Origin of the sequence: Pantoea sp. OXWO6B1 (genome assembly GCF_001641135.1) — a bacterium.
Classification (GTDB): Bacteria; Pseudomonadota; Gammaproteobacteria; order Enterobacterales; family Enterobacteriaceae; genus Pantoea; species Pantoea allii.
Genome location: NZ_LWLR01000001.1, coordinates 3,732,494 through 3,758,861 on the forward strand (window position 1 = coordinate 3,732,494; position 26,368 = coordinate 3,758,861).

General features: G+C 55.2%; 8 protein-coding genes. 3 read left to right on the forward strand and 5 right to left on the reverse strand.

Annotated features, from left to right (window positions below):
* Positions 1-35: 35 nt before the first annotated feature.
* The 4 genes from A6A26_RS19495 to A6A26_RS19510 all read right to left on the reverse strand — a co-directional run bounded on the left by A6A26_RS19495 (position 36) and on the right by A6A26_RS19510 (position 18,213).
* Complete coding sequence (locus A6A26_RS19495; RefSeq protein WP_063880267.1) at positions 36-1,202, reverse strand: putative HlyD family type I secretion protein; 1,167 nt, start codon at positions 1,200-1,202, stop codon at positions 36-38.
* Positions 1,199-3,346: a type I secretion system permease/ATPase gene (locus A6A26_RS19500; RefSeq protein ID WP_063880268.1), complete on the reverse strand. Its 2,148-nt coding sequence runs from the start codon at positions 3,344-3,346 to the stop codon at positions 1,199-1,201. The genes A6A26_RS19495 and A6A26_RS19500 overlap by 4 nt, the downstream gene beginning before the upstream one ends.
* A gap of 26 nt (positions 3,347-3,372) precedes the next feature.
* Complete coding sequence (locus A6A26_RS19505) at positions 3,373-4,728, reverse strand: TolC family outer membrane protein (RefSeq protein WP_063880269.1); 1,356 nt, start codon at positions 4,726-4,728, stop codon at positions 3,373-3,375.
* 621 nt (positions 4,729-5,349) lie between these two features.
* Positions 5,350-18,213 carry an Ig-like domain-containing protein gene (locus A6A26_RS19510; RefSeq protein WP_063880270.1) on the reverse strand — a complete coding sequence of 4,288 codons (12,864 nt, stop codon included), beginning with the start codon at positions 18,211-18,213 and terminating at the stop codon, positions 5,350-5,352.
* Positions 18,214-18,906: 693 nt separating this feature from the next.
* Here A6A26_RS19510 and A6A26_RS19515 point away from each other — a divergent pair.
* The 3 genes from A6A26_RS19515 to rcsB are packed head-to-tail and all read left to right on the forward strand — an operon-like array spanning position 18,907 to position 23,392.
* A complete protein-coding gene (locus A6A26_RS19515; protein ID WP_063880271.1) occupies positions 18,907-20,061 on the forward strand; it encodes an MFS transporter in 1,155 nt (384 codons plus the stop codon).
* A gap of 18 nt (positions 20,062-20,079) precedes the next feature.
* Positions 20,080-22,740 (forward strand): phosphotransferase RcsD, encoded by a 2,661-nt coding sequence (gene rcsD / locus A6A26_RS19520; protein ID WP_063880272.1) that lies wholly within the window; start codon positions 20,080-20,082, stop codon positions 22,738-22,740.
* A 1-nt stretch (position 22,741) separates the two neighbouring features.
* Positions 22,742-23,392 carry a response regulator transcription factor RcsB gene (gene rcsB, locus A6A26_RS19525; RefSeq protein ID WP_014605387.1) on the forward strand — a complete coding sequence of 217 codons (651 nt, stop codon included), beginning with the start codon at positions 22,742-22,744 and terminating at the stop codon, positions 23,390-23,392.
* A 40-nt stretch (positions 23,393-23,432) separates the two neighbouring features.
* Here rcsB and rcsC read toward each other — a convergent pair whose 3' ends face one another.
* Positions 23,433-26,276: a two-component system sensor histidine kinase RcsC gene (rcsC, locus tag A6A26_RS19530; protein ID WP_063880273.1), complete on the reverse strand. Its 2,844-nt coding sequence runs from the start codon at positions 26,274-26,276 to the stop codon at positions 23,433-23,435.
* Positions 26,277-26,368 lie beyond the last annotated feature (92 nt).

Here is a 26,368-nt window from a genome sequence, read left to right on the forward strand (position 1 = left end):
AACTATAACAGGCCGCCCGATTCGGACTGGCGATATTAGCGCTCGCGCATCGATTCTTTGACTTTATTCAATGGCTTAAGCAAATAGTCCATTACGGATTTTTGTCCCGTCTTAATCTCAACGTTCGCCACCATACCAGGAACAATCGGGAAGCGCCGTCCCGCCCGATTCGTCAGCTCCGCTTTTTGCGTACGCACATAAACCCGGTAATAGAACTGGTCGCGCTTGACCTCATCCTGCAAGGTGTCAGGAGAAACGGTTTCCACCACGCCTGCTAAGTCACCGTAAATCGACGAGTCATAGGCGGTGACTTTGACCACCGCGGCCAGGCCGGGCCGGATATAGGCGATATCACGAGGATTAATGCGGGTTTCAATCAACAATTGATCTTCCAGAGGAACGATCTCCATTATCTTTCCGCCCGGCTCAAGTACCCCGCCGACTGTCGTAACCTGAATATCCTTCACAATCCCACGCACCGGTGAATAGAGCGTCGCGCGCGTCAGCTGATCTTCTTTGCCTGCGGCGACCTGAAGCTGGGCGTCCAGTTCAGCATTGTTTTTTACCTGCTCTTCATGAGCACGGACCAGATAGTCGTTACGCGCCTCATCGATCTTACCGCGCAGATCGCTTACCTGGCGGCGCAGGCGGATCACTTCTACCTGCCCTGCTGCCCCCTTAGCCACCAGCGGTTCAGTTAAACGCAGCTCATCCTGTACCAGCCGTAAAGACTGTTGCAGATTACTGATGGTTTCGGTCAGATTACGGCGGCGCGACTCATACAGTTGCCTCTCGCGCGCCACCAGTTGCGGCTCTTTCTGCGTCTCTGCACTGAAGGTAAGCGGAATCCCCGACAGTTCAGCGTTGAGCCGTTCTGATGACGCACGCAGCGTGCGCACTCTGGCTTGTACTTCGCCAAAGTTTGACTGAAAACGGGTGGGATCAAGCGTGGCCAGTATCTGGCCCTTTTCGACGATATCCCCCTCATGCACATTGAGCTGCTTAACGATGCCGCCGTCCAGGCTGTCAATCACCTGTGCGCGGGTGGATGGCGTGACCTTTCCGGTGCCTACCGTGACCTCATCAAGAATCGCCATGTGCGCCCATACAAGAAAAATGGCCAGCGCCGCCGTACATAACCAGATGATTGCCGACGTACGCCGTTCATGTTTGGCCAGATCTTTGTCCATCACCACGCTCATGCCGCACCTCCCTGACTGGCATCCGCAACGTTGTGGGTCGCGCGCCGTAAAATCTGATCTTTTGCGCCGTCCGCGATGATGCGGCCGTTTTCCATTACGACAATACGATCGACCATCTTCAACAGGGCGGGACGGTGCGTCACCAGAATCAGCGTGCGTCCACTGATCCAGCCCTGCATCTGGCGGATAACATGCTCCTCAAGCTGCTCATCCATGGAGGCGGTCGGCTCATCCAGCAGCACGACCTGCGGCTGGCGCAGAATCAGTCGGCTGAGCATAATCATTTGACGCTGTCCGCCTGACAGCCCGCGCCCGCCCTCATTGATAATGCGATCCAGACTGGCCGCATCCTGCTGGACCAGCGACAGTGCCCCACTGATGCGTAATGCCTGTAGCATGTCCTGCTCGCTGGCGTGGGGATTGCCGAGCAGCAAATTCTGCCTCAGCGTGCCAAAAAACAGACGGGAATCGTGGGACAGCCAGCCGAGCTGTCGGCGTAGGTCGGTCGGATCGATATGGGCCATATCCACGCCGTCTACCAGCACTTTTCCCTGACTGGCCTGCGCCTGGCCCGCCAGAATCTTCAGTAAGGTGGATTTCCCCGCACCGACCTTCCCCAAAATGGCGATTTTTTCACCCGGCTTGACGTTCAGCTGCTGCACATTAAGCACGTTCTTTTCGTTTTCTTCGTCGTAGGTATAGTGCACGTTGCGCAGTTCATAATGCCCGGTCAGCGTCGGGCAGTGCGCCATGGTGGCGGAATCAGGTTTATCGAGTGGTTTTTTCAGCAGCTCATCCAGCCCTTTCATGGCGGTTTTGGCGTGCTGCCAGCGTGAAAAGACCATGGTTAACTGCATCAGCGGCGCGATAGTGCGCGAAGAAAGCATGCTACAGGCGACCAGCGTTCCGGTGGTGATTTGTGAGTCCAGCACCAGGTAAACCCCAAACACCAGCATGCCCGCATAGGTCAGTTGTTGCACGGTCGCTGCCCAGCCGGTCAGTCTGGCTCCCCACAGGCGTTGCTGATTACCGATCGCGGCGCTGACCTCATGTGTCTGCTCCCACTGGCGCTGAAAATAGGGTTCGGCCTGCAGCGCTTTGATGTCTTCAATGCCTTCGATTGTTTCAACCAGCACGGCGTTTCGTAGCGCGCCTTCGCGCAATCCGGCTTTCGCCAGCCGTGCCATCGGGAACTGGACTAACATGCCCGGAATAATGATTAACGGAATAGCGGCCAATGGAATCAGTACCAGCCAGCCGCCAATAAACGACATGATAAACAGGAACAGAATGACAAAAGGCAAGTCTGCAGCCGCGCCGACGGTGGTTGAGGTCAGTAACTCACGCACCTGATCGATTTCGCGCAGCTGAGAGATAAAGGACCCGGTGGATTTGGGCCGTGACTCATTGCGGATATTCATTGCCCGGGCAAACAGCATGGCGGAAACTTTTAAATCGATGCGTTTGCCCATCAGGTCAGACACCTGCGTGCGCATCAGGCGAATCAGATATTCAATGGCGGCGGCAATCAGTACGCCGACAAACAGCACCCACAAGGTGGCCTCGGACTGGGCGGGAATCACCCTGTCGTAGACCTGCATTGAAAAGAGAATACCGGCCAGCGCCAGCACGTTACTGATTACCGACGCCACGGAGATTTCCGCGATGCGACGTCCCATGCCGCGAAAGTTTTTCCAGAACCAGTGCGGTTCATAGGGCTGGACGAACTCATCGATACGGGCATCTCTGCCGCGTGCGGCTACGCCAATCACGCCGATATCACCCTGCGCTCTGGAGAGCAGACCGGCCAGCTCGCCTTCGCGAATCACGTCACCGCCTTCGCTCAGCCAGTAGCGTGCGCCGCCGTCAGCATCGATCTCTTCCAGCACGGCAACGCTGTTATTTTCCATGACCAGCACAACGGGCGTGATCTCCTGCCGCCAGCGTAGTTTGTTCTGTGGCACCATCGTGAGATGAAGTCCAAGGAGACCACACAGGCGCTCCAGCTGCTGTGCCACCGGCAGGTGTTCAAACCAGCGCATTTGCTGGCGCAACGTTTTTCCATCTGCAGGTTTGCCGAAACGGGCCGCCACGCGCAACATCGCAGCAATCCAGTTATCGGTCGTCGGGTTTTGTGCACTCATCGTAAACGCCTTTTAAAACGGGTTCGCTATTGCAACGAAGGAAGAAGATCGCCACTGCTTTTTTGACGGTCGATACCCATGATGTCGAGCAGGTTATCAACCGCAGCGGCGTAGCGGACGGTGGCATCCCAGCCGTCATAAAGCGCAGTTATCCGCGCGCTGTCGGCCTGAAAAACATCCTGCTCGACGCTGAGCAGATCATTCAGGCTGCGTTTACTCAGCCGGTATTCATCGGCATAAACGTTGCGTGTATGTTCAGCGCTGGCTAACTGCGCCTCACCCGCCAGTTGACGCTGCTGAGCGCCAATCATGTCGGCGTAAGATGTGGAGGCATTTTGATTAATCGTAAGTTTGGCTTGCTGTACCGCAGCCTGCGCGGCGAGACGATCGCCTTCTGCTGACTGTGTTTTGGCATTGACCAGACCGCCCTGATAGAGCGGCGCTTCGACCTGAAGCTGGACTTCATCATCCCAGTATGAGCGAGTGTCATTTTCATAACGTGTCCGACCGGCCTGGACCTTGATGCTGGGCCAGTGCCCCGATTGAGCCTGACGTACCCGCTCCCTGGCGGCTTCCTGTTTGTATTGTGCACTGCGCACCGCAGCACTGCTTTCATAGGCAATTTTGTCCAGGGTAATTTGCTGTTGTAGCAGTGCCTGGGGCAGTTCAGGCAGCGTGGCAGGCACCACGCCGGTCAGGACGGTAAGCTGTGCGTTAGCAGAGCGCAGTTGCGCCAGATACTGCTCACGCGTGGCATGCATGGCGGCGATCCGTGTTTCGGCCTGCAGGACGTCAGACTGAGAGTTTAACCCGGCATCCGCGCGCATTTTGGCGATGTCACGCACGTGCTCAAGCGAGGCGATATTGGTCTGCGCGGTAGCGGCCAGCGCCTGGTAGCGTTTGACCTCCAGATACGACTGCAAGGCCTCTTTAGCGACCTGCGTCATCGCGTCGAATAAACTAAACTGGTAGGCATCCGACAAGGCATGCTGTTCGTCTATTGCGCCATTGGTGCGGCCAAAGTCATACAGCAGTTGGCTCAGCACGATCCCGCCGGAACCATTATTATTCAGGCTGCCAGAGGAGTCGGTTTGATGAGAGCGCCCCGCCGCCCCCTGAAGCGATAGCTGAGGATACCAGGCGCTCTGCGCAGCACTGAGATCGCCTTCACCGATATGAATCTGCGCTGCCGCCTCCGAAATCTTCGGGTTACGTGAGAAGGCGCGTAATATGGCATCTCGCAGCGTTAAAATGGCGACCTGCTCTTCACTCGGTGCCGCTCGCCAGTTAAATTCCGCTTTGGGGAGCGGTGCGGCAAACGCCGCGGGTAATACCACGCCATTCAGGGCGTAAAAAAACAGGGCTAAACGCGCTTTGTTCATTATTCATACCAACAGGTTTTCTTATGATCATTTGAATGACGTCCTGGTGATTTCAGCATACAAAAAAGCAAGGTCACGATGAGCATTACGCATTTTATTGTTAATTTACTTAATGCGTTTAATAGAGACCGCTAAGCACGAGTTAATATTAATAGTACATATCCCCCAGCGGTTCATTCTAAAAATCACCAATTATCAAATATCTTTACTGAAAGGCGATTTTTTAATCAGTTACATCCTCCTTTACCAGTTAAGAAAAAATAAACAACAACCTGTTTGAATAAGTTGCAGGGCTTACCATTCTTAAAAGCGGCAATGCAGGATGCCAAAGCGTCAAAAGTAAGGCTGCGGCCAACCCGTCGTATGGATACAGGTAACTGCGCAGAGGTTTCCACGGCCCGCGGGTTTGCGCTATGCGGCCCACTTTACTCAGACAGGAAGCCTTTGCCCGAAACGGCAACGCAAGGCCTGGTGCAGGTTTATAAGCAGGCTGGCCTCCAGCCAGTGCGTCCATTTTGCGCATCGCTCACAGAGCGTGGCGGCCCGCAATTTTGCAGAAAAAAGCAGCGGGTGCTTACGCAACCGCTGCTGTGAGTCACTGCTTAACTACGATGTGGCAATTTAGACGACGTGTACCTGCAGATTGTGCTGGACCAGCACATCCCCAAGCGTGTTGTCATTGGTGAGTGCCGAGTTATGGTAGACCTCATAGGACTGGCCATTCACCATGCGCTCTCCACTGATCTCCCACGTACCGCCCAGGCTGTTAACCAGGGTGACCAGGCTGCCGTCAGCCCCTTTAATCATCAGATCATCGCTCTGTTTGTCAGTAATATTCAGTGCCTCGTTGAGATCCAGTTTCACTGAATTCGTCCCGCTCTGACCGAGATCAAGCACTTCAATATTTTCCACTTTCAGACCAAGATCGGTCAGATCCAGCGTCAGATGTTCACCGTTCAGCACCAGCGTATCGGTACCGGCTCCGCCATCAATATGGTTAAAGTGCAGATCGCTTACCGTGACCGTATCAGCACCACTGCTACCGTTGACCGTTGCACCTTCTGACGTCGTGCCATCGGCCAGCGTAATCACCACGCCTCCTATGCTGTAGCTTTCCTCTGCTGGCGTTTGATCTACTGCGGTTTCTGCCACGGCAGCCGCCGCGACAGCCGTATTCTCCTCCGCCGCACTGACCGGCGCGGCCACATCGGCCTCGGTAGTCAGGGTTGAAGCCACATGCACCGTAGGTGTTGCCTGTTCAGTGGACTGCGTGTTGTGATGCGTATCCAGACTGGACGCAGCACTGTCGTCCACCACCGAGAACAGCGCAACGGATTCGGTCGCCGACGTGGTGGCCACCGGCAACACAGCACCTGCCAGCAACGTATTGGTTGTGGTGTAGCTGTTACCGGCCACATCCGTAATGGTGATCTTAGCCAGCGTATTTAAGGACAGCAGCAGTCCACCTACCGACAACAGCGAAGGGCTGAAGTTAGCGGAGTAACGTCCCAGCGCATCCGTCGTGGTATTGATCGTCGGTCCGTTGTTGCCGTTCGCCAGTAGCAAGGTGACGCTGACTTTTGTACCCTGAGCCGCGTTAAGCGAACCCCCTTGCACGGTGAGTCCATTTACCAACGATGACACTACGCTCAGAACGGGGTCCGCGCCCACAAGGGGCTGGTTGTGCGACAGTGCCGTAAAGCTACTTGTGGTCGTGGTGCTGTTACCGCCCACATCGGTAACGGTGACGGCAACAGAATGGCTTCCGTCTGCAATGCCTTTCAGGGTGGCTGACGGCACACTTATCGTCCAGGTACCGTTACTGCCTATCGTGGTCGTGAAAATATTACCCGCCACGTTAACGGAAACCTGCCCCCCAACCGCATTACTGCTGGTGCCGCTGATGGTTTCTGCAACATTCGCCTCAGTGATATTCAGATAACCATCACCACCGAAGTAGCTGTTGATGCCCGCCGTTGGCGTAGTCCGGCTGGCGACGCCCAGCGAAGCCGATGCATTGCCCGTGTTACCCACGCCGTTGATCACGCTGGCCGAGACGGTATAGAGCCCATCTGCAATCGCCGCGAGACTGGAAGCAGCGACAGGAATACTCCAGTTTCCATTGCTGCTGACCGTGGTCGTAAAGGTCTGGTTGCCAATCGTCACCTGCACCACCGAACCTTCGGCGTTAGTGGCTGTACCGCTGATGGTCTGGGTGGTTTTAACATCCGCCACGTTCAACGCGTTATCGCCAAACAGCGAGGTAATCGTCAAGGCAGGCGCGGTGTTACTGATGACGCTCAGGCTACCGCTGCCCGTCACGGTATTGCCGTTAACATCCGTGCCGGTCACCGCAACGGCTTTAACGCCATCGCTGATGCCCGTCAAATCGGTTTTTGGCACGCTGATCGTCCAACTGCCGCCGCTGATGACTTTCGTTGAATAGGTGATGCCGTTTAGCGTTGCACTGACTGTCGCCCCCGCAGACAGGTTTGATGTGCCGCTGATGGTCTGGTTAGAAGCCAGATCGGCGGCGCTCAGAATGCCGTCACCAAACACGGTATTGACCGTCAGAGAAGGCTGAGTCAGGGCCAGCTGCACGCCTGCGCTGGTGGACGTGGTATTACCCACAGCATCGGTGACCGAGGCACCCACCGTAAAATTACCGCTGAGCAGGGTTGACAGAATGGCCGGTGAAACCGTTGCCGAGAAGGTGCCATCACTGTTGACCACCGCGGTTAACGTGGTGCTGCCAATCGCCAGCCTTACAGTACCGCCGGCGGCTACACCGGTTGCGGTGCCGCTAACCGTCTGGGTTATCAGCGACTCGGCAATATTCAGTACGCCATCCCCAAACAGTGGGTTGAGTGTCACTTTAGGTAAATTGTTGATACCTACAGTGGCAGAAGCTGAACTATTGGCGGTATTACCGGCGCTGTCCGTGACGCTGACGCCGACCGTCAAGGTACCGTCCGTCAGGCCCTGGAGCAGCCTTGGCGTCAGCGCCACCGAATAGTTACCACTGGCGTCGGTTGCCGTGACGATTTGCTGACCACCCACGGTCACCACGACACGAGAACCTGCTTCTGCACCGCTCACGACGCCACCAATGGTCTGCCCCAGCAGCGCATCGGCGGCATTCAGCAAGCCGTCACCAAACAGCGGGCTGATGGTAAGCGTAGGCGCAAGAGTATCCACACGAATACCGGCACTGGTGGAGGCGGTATTTCCTGCTGGATCGGTGACCGTTGCGCTAACGGTGAGATTACCCTGTGCCAGGGTGCCGAGAATATCCGGCGTTACGGTGGCGGTGAAAGCCCCGTTGCTGCCCACTGTTGCCGTTACCTGGCTGTTACCCACGTTCAGCGTGACCAGTGAACCTGCAGCAACGTTGTTCACCACGCCGCTAATGGTCTGGCTGGTGGCAATATCGACCAGGTTAAGCACACCATCGCCGAACAGTGACGTCAGGTTGATGGTTGGGGTTTGCGTAAAGATACCGATAGTCGCGCTGTTGCTGGCGACATTGCCAACGGCATCGGTAACGGTAACGCCCAGGGTCAGATTACCATCAAGTAACGACGTCAGATCGCTGGACGGCAGCGTCACGCTCCAGTTACCACCGGCCTGAACCGTGGTGTTATAAGTGTGAGTTCCCAGGATAACGGTCACGCGTGAACCTACCGCCGCGTTCTCAATCACCCCGCCAATCTGTTGATTGACCGCCGCTTCGGCAATGTTCAGCAAATTATCACCGCCAAACAGGCCGGTCAGGTTACCCACTACAGGCACGGCATCGACAATCGCGGTGACCGTTTCGCCAACGCTGCGGGTGTTGCCTGCCGCGTCGGTTAGCGTCACGTTCACAGCCAGTTCACCATCGCTCAGCAAACCCAGGACAGATGGCGGCACGACAATCGCCCATTTACCGTCCTGACCGACAGTGCTGGTCAGCGTGGTGCCGCCAAGCGTAACCGCGACCGTTGCGCCTACACCCGCCGACGTTGCCGTACCGGTAATGGTCTGAGCAACCGTCGTGTCGATCGCGCTCAGCGTGCCGTCACCAAACACGGAATCAACCACCAGCGTTAAGGCGGCGTTAACCACCTTGTTCACGGTGATAGTGGCATCCGTTTGATTACCCGCCTGATCGTTGACGCGAACGCCAAACACCAGCGCACCATCATTGAGGCTGGACAGCACCTCCGGTGTTAAATCAATGCTCCAGACGCCGTTAGCACCAATGACACCTGTCGCGATGGGGGCACCATCTCCGACATACAGAGAAATGGTTTGTCCCTCTTCTGCCCCCGTGGCACGGCCCGTTAACACCTGCCCGACGGCAAGATCGGCGGCATTAACCAGGTTATCGCCGAGGAAGCTATCAATTTCAATCAATGGTGCGCTCGTATCAACGTCAATATTACGGCTGGCGGTGCCTGTGTTACCGGCGGCATCGGTCAACTGCGCAGTAATGGTCGTTTCACCGTTGGCCAGTGCCTGCATATCGCTGGCTGGCACGCTGGTGGACCAGGTTCCGTCGCTCTGGACGATGCCTGTATAGGTTTTACCGTTCAGCGTCACGGTCACCGTGCGGCCCGTTTCGCTGGTGTCTGCTGTACCACTGATCGTCTGACGCGTTGAACTCTCACTGGCGTTAACCACATCATCGCCTGCGAAGCTGTTAATCGTCAGTGTGGGTGCCGTCAGATCGATCTGAACGGTACCGCTGGTGGACACGGTATCCGTTCCGTCGGTGGCGTTGACGGTGATGGTGACAGGTCCGTCAGTGCTTCCGAAATCACTGACCGGCAGCGTTGCCGTGGTCCAGTTACCGTTAGCGTCGATCGTGGTGCTGTACTCCACCCCGTTGATCACGACGGTGACGACGCCGCTATCCCCCAGGTTTTGCGATGTTCCGCTGACCACAACGCCGCCCGCCTGCTGATCGACCGTACTAATGATATTGTCACCCGACACAGTGCCCAGCGTGACGAGCGGGCCTGGTGGCGGTGTCAGATCAACCTGTAGCGTCAGATCCTGGGTGACCGGATTGCCTGCCAGATCGCTAACGGCAAGCGTTAAGGTGGTGGTCGGTTGTGTAAAGGTGCTCATTTGCTCTGGCGTCAGCGTCAGGCTCCAGGCACCATTCGCGCCCACGACCGCCGTACCCAGCACGGTGCCGTTATAGGAAACGGTTAACTGTGTGCCGGTTTCCGCGCCCTCAGCGACCCCGGTCAATACCTGAGACTGAATACTCTCGGCGTAATCGAGCGCATTATCACCCGCAAACGTCACCCCGGTGATCGAAGGTGGCGTGGTATCGATCACCAGCGATTCGCTGAGCGTCGTACTGTTTCCGGCGGGATCGGTGACGGTGATGGAAACCGGATAGGTGCCGTCGGTAAAGGCTTCCAGCTGCGCGTTACTCAACGGCAATGTCCAGCTACCGTCCGCCGCGATCTGGGCATTGAACGTGGTGGTGCCAATGGTCACCACCACCTGTTGCCCGTCACCAGCCTCACCAGTACTGCCCGTCAGAGAGATGCCACTCGCCACGTCAGCGGCGTTGACATAGCCGTCACGTGGCAGCGGATCGACGCTCGGTGCCGGCGGGGTCAGATCGGCGTTAAAGGTAAACTGCGCGGTGGCGGGGTTGCCCGTGGCATCCACCACATTCACGGTGACGCTGTGGGGACCCGTGCCAATCGCATTTAATGCATTAGGTGGAATCGTGACGCTCCAGTTGCCATTCGCATCGACAGTCCCAGGATAGCGTGTTCCGTTGAGATCCACGCTGATGCTTACTGCCTGGTTTGCGCCGGTGCTGCCGGTCGTACCGGTCAGCGTTACGCCTGCGGCGGCCTCGCTGATGTTCAGCACATTGTCGCCACCAAACTGCAGGTCGGCAAAGGTTGGCACAGGAACGGTGACGGCGGTGACCACATTAAGCGTGGTGCTGTCGGTATTGCCCGCAATATCCGTGGCGGTGACGGTAATCACATGGCTGCCGTTAGGGATCTGCGCCATTTGATCGGGCGTCAGCACCAGTGACCAGCTTCCGTCAGGCTGAACGGTGGCACTGAGCGGCTGATCATTATTAAAGCCACTAAGGATGACCGTTACCGTCTGACCATCCCCGCTAATGCCTGTCGAACCGGTAAGTGTCTGATTTTGTGCTGCTTCACTGGCATTCAATGCGCCGTCACCGAACGGCAGATTGAGGCTGACATCTGGCAGCGTTTGTATGGCAACCACGATGTTGCTGTTGATGGATGCCGTATTGCCGTTGGTGTCTGTCACGGTCAGCGTGACCGGCCAGTTACCGTCTGGCAGTGACTGCAATAAGGTTGAAGGCAGACCCAGTGACCAGGTCCCATCACCATTGATGGTCGCGGCATAGGCTGTGCCGTTAACCGTTACCGTAACGGATGCTGCATTATCGATATTCAGGTTGCCGCTTAACGTGCCATCGGTTTGCGCTTCGACAGCGTTGATACGGCCATCACCAAATGGCGTATTGAGCGTCGGCAGCGCAATGGGGGCAGTGGCCGTCGTGAAGTCTTGCGTGGCAGTCGCCGAAGTATTTCCGGCACGGTCAGTGGTGGTCACGCTGATCGTGTGCGTTCCATCCGCCAGCCCGGCTATCACGTCTGGCGGCAGGCTGGCGCTCCAGTTGCCGTTCGCATCAATGGTCACGTTAAGCGGTGTGCCATCTACGCTGACGCTGACGGTTTGTCCGTCGCCAAACGGCGCCGTGCCGGTAATTAATTGCACCGAGGCCGCTTCGCTGGTGTTAATGACGTTATCGCCAAACAACGTTGGGGTTATCGTTGGATCGGCCGGTGTCGTCACCAGGATCTCTACACCTGCGCTGACTTCAGCCGGATTCCCTGCTGCATCGTTGGCGGTGACAACCACCTGCGTTGCGCCATCTGGTAATGCGTCCAGCGCGCCCGGTGCCAGCGTTAAGGTCCAGGCACCGTTGGCGCCGACTGCCGTATTAAACGTCTGATCGCCGATCGTCACCGTGATCGGGGTGCCCTCTGGCAGATTGGTGGCATTGCCGCTGAGTGTAAGCTCGCCCGCCGCATCAGCCTGACTGACAAGCCCATCACCAAACGGCGTATCCAGCGTCAGCTCAGGCAATGTGCGGAAGGCCACATCCAGCGTGGTGCTGTTATTGGTCGTGATATTGCCGTTGACGTCCGTGGCGGTAATGGTGAACGTCTGGCGTCCATCATTAAGTTGCTGCAAATCCGCAGCCGGGATCGCCAGTGACCAGGCGCCGTTACCGTCTGCAAAGGTGGTATAAGTGATCTGATTCAGCACGACGGTAATCTGCGCGCCCGGATCGCTGTTGCCATTGACGGTTAAATCCTGCAACGACTCCGCCTGGTTAAGTGACGCGCCTGCGCTCAGGTTGATATCGCTCAATACCGGCAGGGTCGTATCAACCGCCACATTGTGATTGGTCAGGGCCGTATTGCCTGCCACATCATCCGCCGTGACGACAAAGGTTTGTTGTGAACCAGAAGGCAGGCCACTCAGGGCTGAAGACGGCACTGACACCGTCCAGTTGCCGCTGGCATCCACCGAACCGGTATAGCCGACGCCGTTCAGCGTGACGGTCACTACCGTTCCTTGCGCCAGATGCGTACTGCCGCCGCTCACGTCAAGGTCCGAACCCGCTTCGATTGCGTTAATAATGTCATCATTGGCGACCACGTCCACACTCAGCGTCGGCTGGGCAGCGTCACTGGCAATGACATTCAGGGTTACGTTGCTGCTGGTCGGGTTGCCTGCAGCGTCGGTGGCGCTGACGACGACGCTCAGCTGTCCGTCAGGTAATGCACTCACATCCGCCTGCGGGACGGTAATTGTCCAGCGGCCATCATTCTGCACTTCACCCGTATAATTCTGACCATTCAGCGAGACCGTTACCACCTGACCCGCCGTCAGATTAGTACTGCCGCCGCTGATGGTTAACTCTGCAGCCGCTTCAACCCGGTTAACATAATTATCATCGCTGATGGCATCAACGGTCAGTACAGGCAATGCCGCGCTGTCTGCAACGCGCGTCAGCGTCTGGGTTAACGCCGTCTGGTTGCCTGCGGCATCCGTCAGCGTTATGTCCAGTTGATAGGTGCCATCCGGCAAGCCCTGCATCACGCTGGCTGGAATCTCAAGACGCCAGGTGCCGTCCGACAAAACCAGCGTTTGATAGGTTTCACCCTGCAGTGTCACCGTCACCGTTTGCCCTGCATCGGCCAGCGATGCGGTGCCGGTAATCGGAATATTTTGCTGGATTTCCAGCGCGTTAATCTGGTTATCACCGGTAACAGGATTAAGGCTGAGTTCAGGTGGTGTGAAGTCGACCGTGACCGACGTGCTCAGGCTGCCGCTATTGCTGCCCGTGGCATCACTGACGTTGACGACGACCGTATTCGCGCCTTCAGGCAGTGCCTGCAAGACTGCGCTGCTAAGCGTGACCGTCCAGTTACCCTGTGCATCCACCGTTGCCGCATAGTCATTACCGCCCAGCGTGATGGTCACAATCTGGCCCGCACCGGTGAGACCGGTCGTGCCCGTGAGCGTTTGTTCGCTGGCCGCCTCGACCTGACTGATATAATCATCGGCAAATGGCGTATTAATGCTTATCGCTAAGGTCCCCGTCGCGACCGTAATATCACGGGTTTCTGTAAAACTGTTGCCCGCCGCATCGCTGACGGTCACCGCCAGGGTATAGCTTCCCGCCGCAACATCGGCAAGGGCACCCGCGGGCAGAGTAAAGCTCCAGTTGCCGTTCGCATCGACCGTGGTATTCCACACCTGGTTATTGAGGGTGATGGTCACCACCTGGCCTTCACCGGCGTCACTGCTGCCGCTGAGCACGATGGGCGCGGTGCTTTCTGAAGCGTCAACGATATTATCCCCGGCGACCGGGTCCAGCGTCAGGTTTGGTGGCGTGAGATCAACGTTAACATTACCGTCTACCTCACGGCTGTTACCCGCGGCGTCAGTGACCGTAACCCTGTAGTTGGCGCTGCCTTCATTCAGTGTAGTTAAGGCATCGGCAGGAATACTCACACGCCAGTTACCATTGCCGTCTACCGTACCGTTATAAACATTGCCGCCCAGTGAAACACTGACGGTCTGACCCACACCGCTTACGCCCGTGGTTCCGCTCAGCTGTTGTGTGCTGGAAATATCAGCGGCATTGAGGGTGCCGTCACCGAATGCCGTAATCACGACAGGATTAGGCAGGTTGTTGATCGCAACGTTTAAGGTGCCTGAACTGCTCAGGGCGGCACCCGTCGTGTCCGTCGCTGTCACCGTCAACGTGGCAGGACCATCCGCCAGGCTCGCCAGCGCAGCAGCCGGGATGATCACGCTCCATGTACCGCCAGCGGAGACCACGGCGTTATAAGTGACATTGTTAAACTGCAGCGTGACGGTGCTGTCTGGTGCCACATTCACGGTGGTTCCCGTGATGATTAACGGCTCACCAGCTTCGCTGGCATTCAGGAAGTTATCACCGCTTATGATATCCAGCGCCACGCCAGATGCATTGCTGTTAACCGTGAGAGCAAGATCCGCTGTCGTGGTATTTCCTGCTGCATCGCTGACGGCAACCGTGTAGGTGGCACTGCCATCCGCCAGGGACGACAGAACGGTAGCTGGCACCGTCAGCCGCCATGTTCCATCTGCCTGAACGGTACCGCTAAACACATCGCTACCCACGGTCAGTGTCACCACCTGCCCGGCCTCGACGTTCGTCGTGGTACCCGACAGTTCCTGATTAACCTGTCGTTCCGCCCCATCAATCAGATTGTCACCGGCAAAAGCATTCAGCGTGAGTGTGGGTAATGAAGCCGCATCTGCCTTGACCGTCAGGTTGCTGGTATCGGTCGTGATATTGCCCGCCGGATCGGTGGCGGTAATGGTTAAAGGATAACTGCCGTTGGTCAGCCCATTGAACGCAGCAGGCGGTACTTCCAGCGTCCAGCTACCGTCTGGATTGGCGGTGGTGCTGACCGTTGTGCCGTTAATATTCGCCACGATAACGGCATTGCCTTCGCTGTTACCGCTCAAGACCAGTGGTTGCTGAAGTTCAGCAGCATTGAGAACGCCATCACCAGACGGCGTAGCCACCGTCAGCGCTGGCGGTAAGGTATCCACTGTGACATTGCCGGACGCATTGCTGGTGTTACCGGCAATGTCGGTAACGGTCACTGTATAAGGCACCGTTCCCTGGGGTAAGGCGGTGAGCACGCCAGAAGGAATATTGACCTGCCAGTTACCGGCGTTATCGACGATACCGGTGTAGTTGACGCCATTAAGACTGACGACAACGCGCTGCCCTTCTCCGGTTACACCACTGTTGCCGGTGATAAAACCGCCCGCTGCCGCTTCACTGGCATTCAGTACGCCATCAACAAAGGCATCACCCGGTGTGGCAACCGGCACGTCCGTCGCCACGACATTAATATCTGAGGTACTGGTCGCCAGCGTATTGCCGTCAGCGTCAGTGATGGTGGTCGTCACCGGAAGTGCACCGTTAGGTAATCCCACGAGGCTGCCGGCCGGCAGCGTAACCGTCCAGTTGCCATCCGCACCCACCGTACCGGTGTAGTTCGTGCCGTTAACGTTGACGTTAACAATGCTGCCCGCCGGAATATTGCTGGTGCTGCCGCTAAGCACCACCTCGCTTGCCACGTCATCGGCATTGAGATAGTTGTTGTTGCCTGCAGGAGCCAGAGCAACGCTGCTTCCCGTTGCGTCAACCACAAAGTTAAGCTCAGTGCTGGTCGTGTTACCTGCGGCATTCACCACGGTGACGGTCAGGGCCTGATTACCCTCATTCAGGGTTGCCAGTGCGGCTGGCGGTATACTGATGCTCCAGTTTCCGCTTGCCTCAACGGTGCCGCTGTAAGTGACACCGTTAATGGTTACGGTGACTTGCTGGCCGGCCTCTACGTTAGTCGATGTGCCGGTAAGGGTTTGAGGGAGTTTTTGCTCTGACCCATCCAGCACACCGTTGCCAGCAAAAGTCCCGCTGTCAACGCTCAGCGTGGGTTGCACTTCTGGTGCTGTGGCGACATTCAGCTCGCTGGTATAGGTCGTCTGACTGCCATTCGCGTTGGTGATGGTCACCGTAAAAGGATTATTACCTGAAGGCAACGCAGCCAGATCGGACTGATCGATGCGTAACGACCAGCGCCCATTAGTCGTGACAAATGTGCGATAGAACCGGCCATTGAGTGACATGGTGACCTGATCGCCATTCTGACCGGTACCGCTCAATACCAGCGGTTGCGTCAAATCGCTTACGCTGAGCGTATTATCGCCGCCCACGGGGTCCACGCCCAATGAGGGTGGCAGCGTATCAATGGTTACGGTGCTGGTCTGGGTAACCACGTTTCCGGCCTGATCGATTGCGCTAACGATCAGTGAATTGTTGCCCTGGGGCAGCACAGCAAGATCGCCTGCGGGTAGCGTCACGCTCCAGCTGCCGTCGCTGTTAACCGGAACATCATAGGTTTTGCCACCCAACTGAACCTGCACCTGTTGCCCGGCACCGGTAATCCCGGTACTGCCGCTCAGCACCTGATCGCTGGCGGTGTCCAGGTTGTTAATCACCCCATCGCTCACCGATCCGGCATCCAGGGTAATGGCTGGCAGGGTCGTAGCCTGCAACGTAACGTCTGCAGTATCGGATAACAGATTACCGTTGGCGTCTACCGTACTGACGGTGATCTGCTTCAGCCCATCGCTTACCCCGTTAAACGCGGTTGACGGAATGGTGACGGACCAGAGGCCATTCGCATCTACCGTTCCGTTGTAATTAACGCCATTAAAATTGACTGCAACCTGCTGCCCTGGCGAACCACCCGCGATCGACCCTTTTACGGTTAATCCTTGTCCTGCTTCAAGGGCATTGAGGAAGCCATCACCGCCCAGTGGCTGCGATATGGTCAATGTACCAGGCGTACCCGTTGCCGGTTCGACGGTAATGGATTCATTATTGGTTGCACTGGCGCCTGCACTATTGCTGACGCTGACGTCAATGGTGGTGGAACCGGCTGCCAGCGCCCCGAGCGCTGCGGATGGCACCGTCACGCTCCAGTTGCCGTCTGGTCCGACGGTGGTGGTGTACGTCTGCCCGCCCAGCGTTACGGTGACGGTCCGCCCCGCCTCGACGTTGGTGGTGGTGCCCGATACCAGCTGATCGCTGGCCTTTTCGGCGTTATCCAGTACGTTGTCACCGGCGAAGTTGTCCACCGTGATGGTCGGTGGGCCCGGTGGCGTAACCGGGGCATCCACCGTAATGGTTTCCTGCGTGCTTGCGATAGTGCCTGCCGCATTGCTGACAGTGACGTTAAGCGTGGTGGTGCCCGCCGCCAGCGCGGTCAGCGCCGCCGACGGCACCGTCACGCTCCAGCTGCCGTCTGGCCCGACGGTGGTGGTGTACGTCTGCCCGCCCAGCGTTACGGTGACGGTCTGGCCCGCCTCGACGTTGGTGGTGGTGCCCGACACCGGCTGATCGCTGGCCTTCTCGGTATTATCAAGAACGTTGTCACCGGCAAACGGATCAACGGTCAGCGTCGGTGCGCCCGGCGTGGTAACCGGAGCATCCACCGTCACAACCTGCTCTGCGCTGGCGGTAGTGCCCGCCGCATTGCTGACGGTGACGTTAAGCGTGGTGGTGCCCGCCGCCAGCGCGGTCAGCGCCGCCGACGGCACCGTCACGCTCCAGCTGCCGTCTGGCCCGACGGTGGTGGTGTAGGTCTGCCCGCCCAGCGTTACGGTAACGGTCTGCCCCGCCTCGACGTTGGTGGTGGTGCCCGACACCGGCTGATCGCTGGCCTTCTCGGTATTGTTCAGTACGTTGTCACCGGCAAACGGATTAACGCTAAGGGAAGGTGTATTGGGTGTGCCTGGCGTTCCCGGTGTACCTGGAGTTCCTGGCGTAGCCGCGTTGTCTTCTCCGCCACCACCACCACCGCCACGGCGGGTGCCAAGTGCAGCGCCCGCAAGACCCAGCAAGCCGACACCACTCGCCGTCATCAGGCCGGTGGAAATATTGCTGTTATCTGCCAGCAGAAGCGGCTCCACGCTATCCAGCGACTCATAGCTGGGCGTCACGGTTGTCGTGGCTAAATCGGTTGCACCAGCCGTGGTGGGAAAGAGCGCATGATCGGGCGGGTTCACGCCATCGTCAAAGACAAGTTCACTGTGATCGCCTGCGGCATCATCCAGGAAGAATTTTTTGTAGCGAACAGAACTTCCGTCACGCATCTGGACGATAAGATCGTCGCCCTGACGCTGGTATTGTACGACGGCCTCACGTGTCCCGTTGATGCGTACAACGCTGGGTTCACTGAGCGTAATCGTTTGTGTTATGCCGCCGTTGACCTGAGACGTGAGCGTACCATTTGCACGAGAAATGATATCGACGCGACTTTGAGTGAGTTCTGCCATCTTGACCTTGCTCCACCAGAATATCTAATTATCTGAAATGTAAAACCATAAAAATAAGTTATGATTTCACATTGACGTTTTTTCATGCTGTGTATCAGAAAACGTTTCAGTCTGGTGTGGGCAGTGCGACAAAAAGACACAGAAAACCGACCATGTCCTAAGCATTTACTTTATTTTTTAAAATTCTTGTTAACCGATGTTCATAAACAGCAACACCATGCAATCAATAGTTAACTTATCGCGTTTAAAAATCAATCATAAGATGCAGTTTTATTTATGAATTAATCAAAATAACATTAGCCATATTTGTGATTAATCAGTAGAGCACAGGGTGGGAAAGATGATCTCCCATGTCAAAACATTGCTAAATGTTTCCAGTAAAGAGCAAAAGTGACGGAAAAGACTCTCTTTTTTGGGTTCTTGGCTTTCTGCCAGATACTCAAATTCAGCTAAGCTATTCACCTTGCGAATTTGTGATGAAGATCGTCCTGGAAAGGGAGCTGTTTGGGGTTTATTCGCGGGCTGTGCCAGGAAAGTTCTGGAAAACAAATCCATCAGGATAAAAGTCGGTACACTGGCTTTTCTCATGACCTGTTACAGCAGGCCGCTTAACCTGTTAAACCTGTGTTCTCACAGCGTTTTACAGGAAATTGATGCTACACTTTTCTGCTTTGCTACTGATGAATTAGAGCCATGACAGCACTGGATGCCGCAAAATCAAGCCAATCTGACAGCCGCCTGAGCGGGGGCACCCGTACTATTTTTTTGATCAACGGATTGGGGATGTCTGCCTGGGCTCCGTTGGTGCCCTATGCACGCGATCGGTTGCACTTAGATGGCGCCTCATTGGGTGCGCTTTTGCTGTGTCTGGGAATTGGCTCACTCCTTGCCATGCCGGTGACCGGCACCTTAGTGGCGCGCTTTGGCTGCCGCAGGGTGATGGTCTGTTCGACGTTAGTGGTGTTATTCATGATGCCGCTGCTCGCCACAGTGCAAACACATCTGTTAATGGCAGCAACATTGATGCTGTTTGGTGCCGGACTGGGCATGCTGGACGTCGCCATGAACTATCAGGCGGTAGAAGTGGAAAAAGCAGCCGGCAGACCGATGATGTCAGGCTTCCATGCTTTTTTTAGCCTGGGCGGTATTCTGGGTGCCGGTGCGGTTAGCCTGCTGTTAAGCCTGACGTTTACCCCGTTAATAGCCGTGTTAATCATTATGGCCGTGATGGGGGTACTGTTGCTCTGGCGTCTGCCAACCTATATGAATCAGCGCTTACATCAGCCCGATCAGTCGTGGCTGGTGATTCCGCGTGGACGCGTCGCCTTTCTGGGCATGCTGTGTTTTATTCTGTTTTTAGCGGAAGGAGCCGTGCTCGACTGGGGCGCACTTCTGCTGTTACAAAACCCCTCAATGACAACGGCGCATGCCGGGCTGGGCTATGCCCTGTTTTCCGTCGCCATGACGATTGGACGTTTTAGCGGCGATAAAATCATTCACCGCGTTGGCCGCTACCCGGTCATGTTGATGGGCGCGCTGGCGGCGGCTTCAGGCATGACCTTAGCCGTGCTCCTGCCCTGGCCAGAAGCCTCACTGCTGGCTTTCTTACTGGTGGGTTTTGGTTTATCGAACACCGTGCCCATGTTATTTAATTCGGCAGGTAATCAGCATGATATGCCGGCGAACCTGGCGATTTCTGCCATGACAACGTTGGGATATGCAGGTATTCTTTCTGGTCCGGCGTTGATCGGGTTCATTTCTCAATGGATTAGCCTTAGCGGTGCATTTTTGCTTATTGCACTGTTATTGTTAGCTGTGGCTGTCAGTGCGCGCAACGTTGCGCGATAATTCAGGTATCTGAGCGCTATGTTGTATAAGTTTCCGCTGACATCCGGTAATGTCACTCGCTTTTTTATCGTATTTAATCTGGTGCTGTTACTGGCGCTGGGCTTTATGGTGCAAAATTCCGTCAATGCCTGGTTGACGGATAAACGTTATGCCATGGCGGATATGGCGCGTGATATTCAAAAACGCATTGATGCCTATCGCTTTGTGACCTGGCAGATCTATGAAAACCTGTCGACCAGCGCCGCCGGTTCGACACCCGCCACGAATTTACAAGAGACGCGCCTGCGTCCGGATGTCTACTATCTGGAAAAAACCCGACGCAAAACCGAAGCGCTGATTTTCGGTTCGCATGACAGCAGCACGCTGGATATGTCGATGCGGATGTCCAGTTACCTGGATACGTTATGGGGTGCAGAAACGCCGACATGGTCAATGTATTTTTTAAATGGTCAGGACAACAGCCTGATCATGATTTCCACCCTGCCCCTGAAAGACATGACCACGCGCTACAAAGAGAACGCCATCAGTTCTCTGGTTGAGGCACGGCGTGCAGAAATGCTGCAACAGGCTAATGCGCTGGATGAGCGTGAAAGCTTTTCACCGCTGCGTCATCTCGCTTTCCAGAATGACCACTATTTTACCCTGCGTACGACGTTCAATCAGCCGGGCCATCTGGCCACCGTGGTGGCATTTGATTTACCTGTTAATGACTTGATTCCACTCAATATGCCGGTGGAAAACTTCCAGCTGCGTCAGGATGCTCCGCTGAATAACAGCGCCAGCAGCAACCAGGAAGATGTCGAAACCACGCAGGTTTCGTTGGTCAGTCACAATATCGAAATAGCCGCAACGCTCCCGAGCACATCGTTACAGCTGGTCTATCAGGTGCCCTTCTTACGCCTGTTGCTCGACAGCGCGCATAATTTGATGTGGCCGTTGCTGATTAACCTGGTGCTGTTCTTGCTGTCACTTGGCGGAATGTTGTTATTACGTCAACAGTCTCTGCGCCCGAGTGAAAACCAGAGCGCCGAGCTGGATTCGCTCCGTGTGCTCAATCAGGAGATTGTCGCCAGTTTACCGGTTGGCTTGCTGGTCTATGACTTCGCCAGCAATCGCACCTTGTTAAGCAATAAAATCGCTGAGCATCTTTTGCCTCACCTTAATTTGCAGAAGATCATCAATATGTCCGATCAGCATCAGGGCGTACTGCAAGCCACGATTAACAATGAGGTGTATGAAATCCGCCACGCGCGCAGCGTCTTATCACCGCATACTCAGCTGTTTATGATGCGCGATCAGGATCGTGAGCTACTGGTGAACAAGAAGCTGCAGAAAGCGCAACAGGTGTTAGATCGTAACCACCAGATGCGTCAGCAGTTGCTCCATCACCTTGGTCACGCGTTAAACCAGCCGCTGGAAAAGATCGTTTCGCAGCTGGTTCACCTGAGCCAGCGTGAGAACGACGAGAGCGTGCTGGATATTCTGGATGAGAGTCAGTCACTGGCCCGCCTGGTTGACGATATCGTGCTGCTCAATCGCCTTGAAGCGCATGACTGGTCCCCGGATGCCTCGGTGTTTAACCTGCAGGAACTGCTGGACGAGATCACTCTGGAAAGTCTGCCGCTGCTGCGTCGCAAGGGATTATCGCTCGTGGTGAATAATCATCAGGCGAATGATGAAATGCGGTTTGGCGATCGCCGTGCCCTGCGCAAAGTGCTGACGACGCTGATGCATTATGCCTTGATCACGACGCGCTGGGGCAAGATAACGCTCGAAGTGAAAACGGCGGAGCACCATCCCGACCGCCTTTATATCGAGCTGGTGGACACCGGTGCCGGACTCACCGTGGATGAACTGGCGAATGTCGACTTCCCGTTCCTGGGCGATACCAGCCAGGATCGTTATGGTCAGGCTTCCGGGATGGCGTTTTTCCTGTGTAAACAGCTGTGTAAGCAGATGGGCGGCAGTCTGGAAATCGTCGCCAAAGCGGATATTGGTACTCGCTATAATATTCAGCTTCCGCTTACGCTTGAAGAAAAGCGCGAAGAGGATGAAGAGAAAATTCTCGAAGGGATTACCGCCCTGGTGGAGATCGCGGTTGAAGACGTTCACAAGATCGTCTGTCGCCATCTGGAGAACTGGGGCGCACGTTGCCTGACGCCAGATGAACGCATCTCAGGCCAGGATCATGATGTACAAATTACTGACGACCCCAGCAAATTATGTGGCTGGGCTTTATTGCTGGCGGAAGATGAACCCGGCCATCATGCTTTAAACGATCAACAGTATCGCGTCAATTTCAATCTCAGCAATGCACTACTTGATGCATTACTGGCACTGATTGAGAAGCAATTGTCCCACGATGTGATGGAGGATGACACCGACGATGACGCCAGCACGCCACTGTTAAGTGGTGGCTATTTCCAGCTGTTTACTGAGACAGTACCGGATGATGTAAAGAGATTGTATACTGAGTCAGCGATATCAGATTATGCCTCGCTTGCTCAGACAGCTCATCGCCTTAAAGGCGTGTTTGCTATGCTCAATTTGACACCGGGCAAACAGCTTTGTGAAGAGTTAGAACACCACATTAAAGTGTGTGACGATTCAAACATTACAAATACCACCAGTAATATTGACGCTTATGTCAATCAACTGCTGCAGCAAGGTAACCAATAAGATGAATAACTTGAATGTAATTATTGCGGATGATCACCCAATTGTTCTTTTCGGTATCCGAAAATCTCTGGAACAAATTGAGTGGGTTAACGTTGTAGGCGAATTTGAAGATTCAACGGCGCTGATCAACAACCTGTCCAAGCTTGATGCGAATGTTCTGATCACCGACCTCTCCATGCCAGGTGAAAAGTATGGTGACGGTATTACGCTGATTAAATATATCAAACGTCACTATCCCGACCTGTCCATTATTGTTCTTACCATGAACAATAACCCGGCGATTCTGAGCTCGGTACTGGATCTGGATATTGAAGGGATCGTACTGAAACAGGGTGCGCCAACCGATCTGCCAAAAGCGCTGGCAGCCCTGCAGAAAGGCAAGAAATATACGCCAGAAAGCGTGGCTAAACTGCTGGAGAAAATCAGTGCGGGCGGTTATGGCGACAAACGTTTGTCGCCAAAAGAGAGCGAAGTATTGCGCCTCTTTGCTGAAGGTTTCCTGGTCACAGAAATTGCCAAGAAGCTGAACCGCAGTATTAAAACCATCAGTAGCCAGAAAAAATCAGCCATGATGAAGTTGGGTGTGGATAACGATATCGCCCTGCTCAACTACCTGTCATCGGTGAGTGCGACCCAAATCGATAAAGATTAAGTCCGCAGGCGGTGCGTTTACGCACCGCCTCTCTTCCCGGCTATCCTTCCCGCGTTTTACGTACCCGCTCCGCATAAATACCCAGCGTCGTTTTCAGCACGTCTAACGTCACTGGCTTCGACAGACAGTTGTCCATTCCGGCATCCATACAACGCTGTTTTTCTTCCGCCAGCGCATTCGCCGTCACGCCCACCACCGGGAATACATGCCCAAGCTGACGCAACCGCTGTGTCAGGCGATAGCCATCCATATTCGGCATGTTCACATCGGTCAGCACAATATCAATGCTGTTACGGCTGAGGACATTTAACGCATCAACGCCATCCTGTGCCGTTTTAACCTGATAACCCAGGGTGCCAAGCTGCTCTGACAGCAACATACGGTTGATAGGATGATCGTCAACGATCAGCACCATAATGTCGTCGTTATGAATTTTCTCTTCCACCGGACTGGCCAGCGACAACGCATCGTTCACGTCGGATTCAACCGCAATGCGGTAAATGCGCGCCAGCAGGGTTGGCAGCTCATGCAGGGTAGCGGTGCTGTGAATCCAGCGCCCGGCCTGGGGCTCACGCGGCATGTCCACGTGTGAGCCGTCAACGGTGATAACTGCGCGAACCGGAGAGCTAACGTCTAACGAATAATCCGTTAACACCACATCATCACTGCCGGGATCAGCCTGATATTCGGCGACCTGAATACCATGCTGCTTTAACAACCGTTCAAGATACTGCGCCAGGTATTCATTACGCATCGCCAGCCAGATTTTCTTATCCTGTAACCCATCCAGCAGCGGGATTGAAGGCTGCTTACCGTTATAGATGGGAATGCGCACAATAAACTGGCTTCCCATTCCTGGCTCAGACTCAACCTCAATGTCACCGTCCATCATATTGATAAGCTTTTCGCAAATCGCTAAACCCAGCCCGGTGCCCTGGAAATTACGCTGTACGCCATTACCCACCTGGAAAAAAGGATCGAACAGTCGGGTTAACTCTTTTGCCGGAATGCCGACGCCGGTATCCCGCGTGCGGAACGCCAGATAGCCTTGTGTGACATAGGCATGCAGGATAATGCAGCCCGTATGGGTAAATTTAATGGCATTATTCAGCAGGTTAGAAATCACCTGTTGCAGGCGCAGTGGATCGCCATCAAGCGCCTGCGGCACATCGTGCTCGATATAGCAGTAAAGCGTCAGACGTTTCTTTACCACCAGGGAGAGGTAGTTACCGACAATGTGGGTAATCACTTCTCGCGGCGAGAAAGGACGCGGTTCTATCTTCAGCTGCTCCGACTCAATTTTGGAGAAATCGAGAATGTCGCTGATGATTTTCAGCAGCAGGCTGGAGGAGTTATTCATTGCAGTGACCAGCGACGCTATCCCGCTCGGCAACTGGCGCGTCTGCAGCAGATCCAGGTTGCCAATGATGCCATACAGCGGCGTACGAAGTTCGTGGCTGACCGTCGCGAGGAACATCGATTTCGACTGGCTGGCCTGTTCAGCAGCATGGGCCATTTCCTGTAGCGATTGCTCCATACGGACACGCGCGGACACGTCCACCAGCACACAGATGGCTACGTTCTCATTTCGATAGCGGGAATGCACGAAACTGATTTGCAGGTTGGTGTTGCTGCCGGTCAGCACATCGACAAAGTTAACCTGCTGACCACCGATAATCTCATTCAATCGCTTACGATCTTCTTGCGTCAGCAGCGTGAGATAGTTGTGCGCCAGCTCATTACTGAGAATGTTGGTGCCATCGCTGGTGCGCAGAATACAAATCCCGACCGGGGCCGAGGCTACGATTTTACGGTTAAACTGCTCATGCTCTTCCAGCCGGTGGGCATTTTCTTCCGCTGGCAGAAACATGCGCCGCTCAAATAGCCAGGCCAGCGTAAACAGCACAATCGCGCTCAGGATATTAAGCAATAAGGCATTAATCATCATCAGCTTAAGCTGATCGACCAGTACATCGGTCGATACCGACCACACCACGTTAAGATTCGAGGGCGGCAGCGGTTTTTTCAGCACCAGTTGACGATAACCGTCAAGATAGCCAAACCAGGTTTTGTCATCGGGCAATTCATTTAGTGAAAAACCTAAACCACCCCGGCGCGAGGTCAGGAGCGGATAATAGTTTTCATCCGTGATCGTGGCTGTTACGGGCAGGCTACCGGGCTGAATAAACTCCTCAAGCTGAATGTTTTGTTCCACCCCCAGCAAGGCCTGAAGCTTATCGGCAACGTATATCGGCATCACAACAGAGAAGCTACCCACGCCAGGCTGCGCGCTACTGTTTACCCAGTAAGCGGGATTGCGCCGGTCCTCTTCCGAGCTGTTGCGGTAGCGTTGTAGGTTTTCTTGCAGCAGTTTCAGACTGCGATCGCGACTGACGTTATTGCCGATAGCAAAATCCGCCAGGCACTTACTATCCCCACTAATCAGGAAAACCCGGCTGAGATCATAAGATGAGGCAAAGTTGCTTTTCCAGTAATTAATGTAGTTGCCAAGTGAGTCCAGTGAGGTGCGCCAGGTGGTGCTCATGGAGGCGCAGTCGTCGCCTGAATACAGTGGCGTAAACTGCGGTTGAATGGTTTTGCCGGCCGGTAACCGACCTGAGGGATCGGCCCCGCTACTGGTTAAATGGTTTTCAGCGATGTACTTGAGCTCACGCATCATGCCCGCCGAGTGGCGCACGTACCAGTCAATTGTCCCGTAGTTGCTGGCGAATTCCTGACGAACCTTATTCTCTTTATCGTGCAGTACGCTGATGATATAGAAGGTGGTCAGCACCGCGCCCAGTAACCAGATTAGCAGCGCCAGCGCGCGGAACAGATAGCGCGAAATGCGAAGCGTCGTGCGGAAAGAGACTAGATATTTCAAAGGTGACTCGCAGGTGGCAAGGTTAGTCGCATCGTTGGATTTTTAATGCTCATACACTAGCTTTATCGCAGCAAAAAAGCCAGTCGGCTGCG

What these genes read in the sequence shown, in the direction of transcription:
- A6A26_RS19495 (WP_063880267.1), bottom strand. Translation starts at nt 1,202, where the DNA reads ATGAGCGTGGTGATGGACAAAGATCTGGCCAAACATGAACGGCGTACG.
- A6A26_RS19500 (WP_063880268.1), bottom strand. Translation starts at nt 3,346, where the DNA reads ATGAGTGCACAAAACCCGACGACCGATAACTGGATTGCTGCGATGTTG.
- A6A26_RS19505 (WP_063880269.1), bottom strand. Translation starts at nt 4,728, where the DNA reads ATGAACAAAGCGCGTTTAGCCCTGTTTTTTTACGCCCTGAATGGCGTG.
- A6A26_RS19510 (WP_063880270.1), bottom strand. Translation starts at nt 18,213, where the DNA reads ATGGCAGAACTCACTCAAAGTCGCGTCGATATCATTTCTCGTGCAAAT.
- A6A26_RS19515 (WP_063880271.1), top strand. Translation starts at nt 18,907, where the DNA reads ATGACAGCACTGGATGCCGCAAAATCAAGCCAATCTGACAGCCGCCTG.
- rcsD (WP_063880272.1), top strand. Translation starts at nt 20,080, where the DNA reads ATGTTGTATAAGTTTCCGCTGACATCCGGTAATGTCACTCGCTTTTTT.
- rcsB (WP_014605387.1), top strand. Translation starts at nt 22,742, where the DNA reads ATGAATAACTTGAATGTAATTATTGCGGATGATCACCCAATTGTTCTT.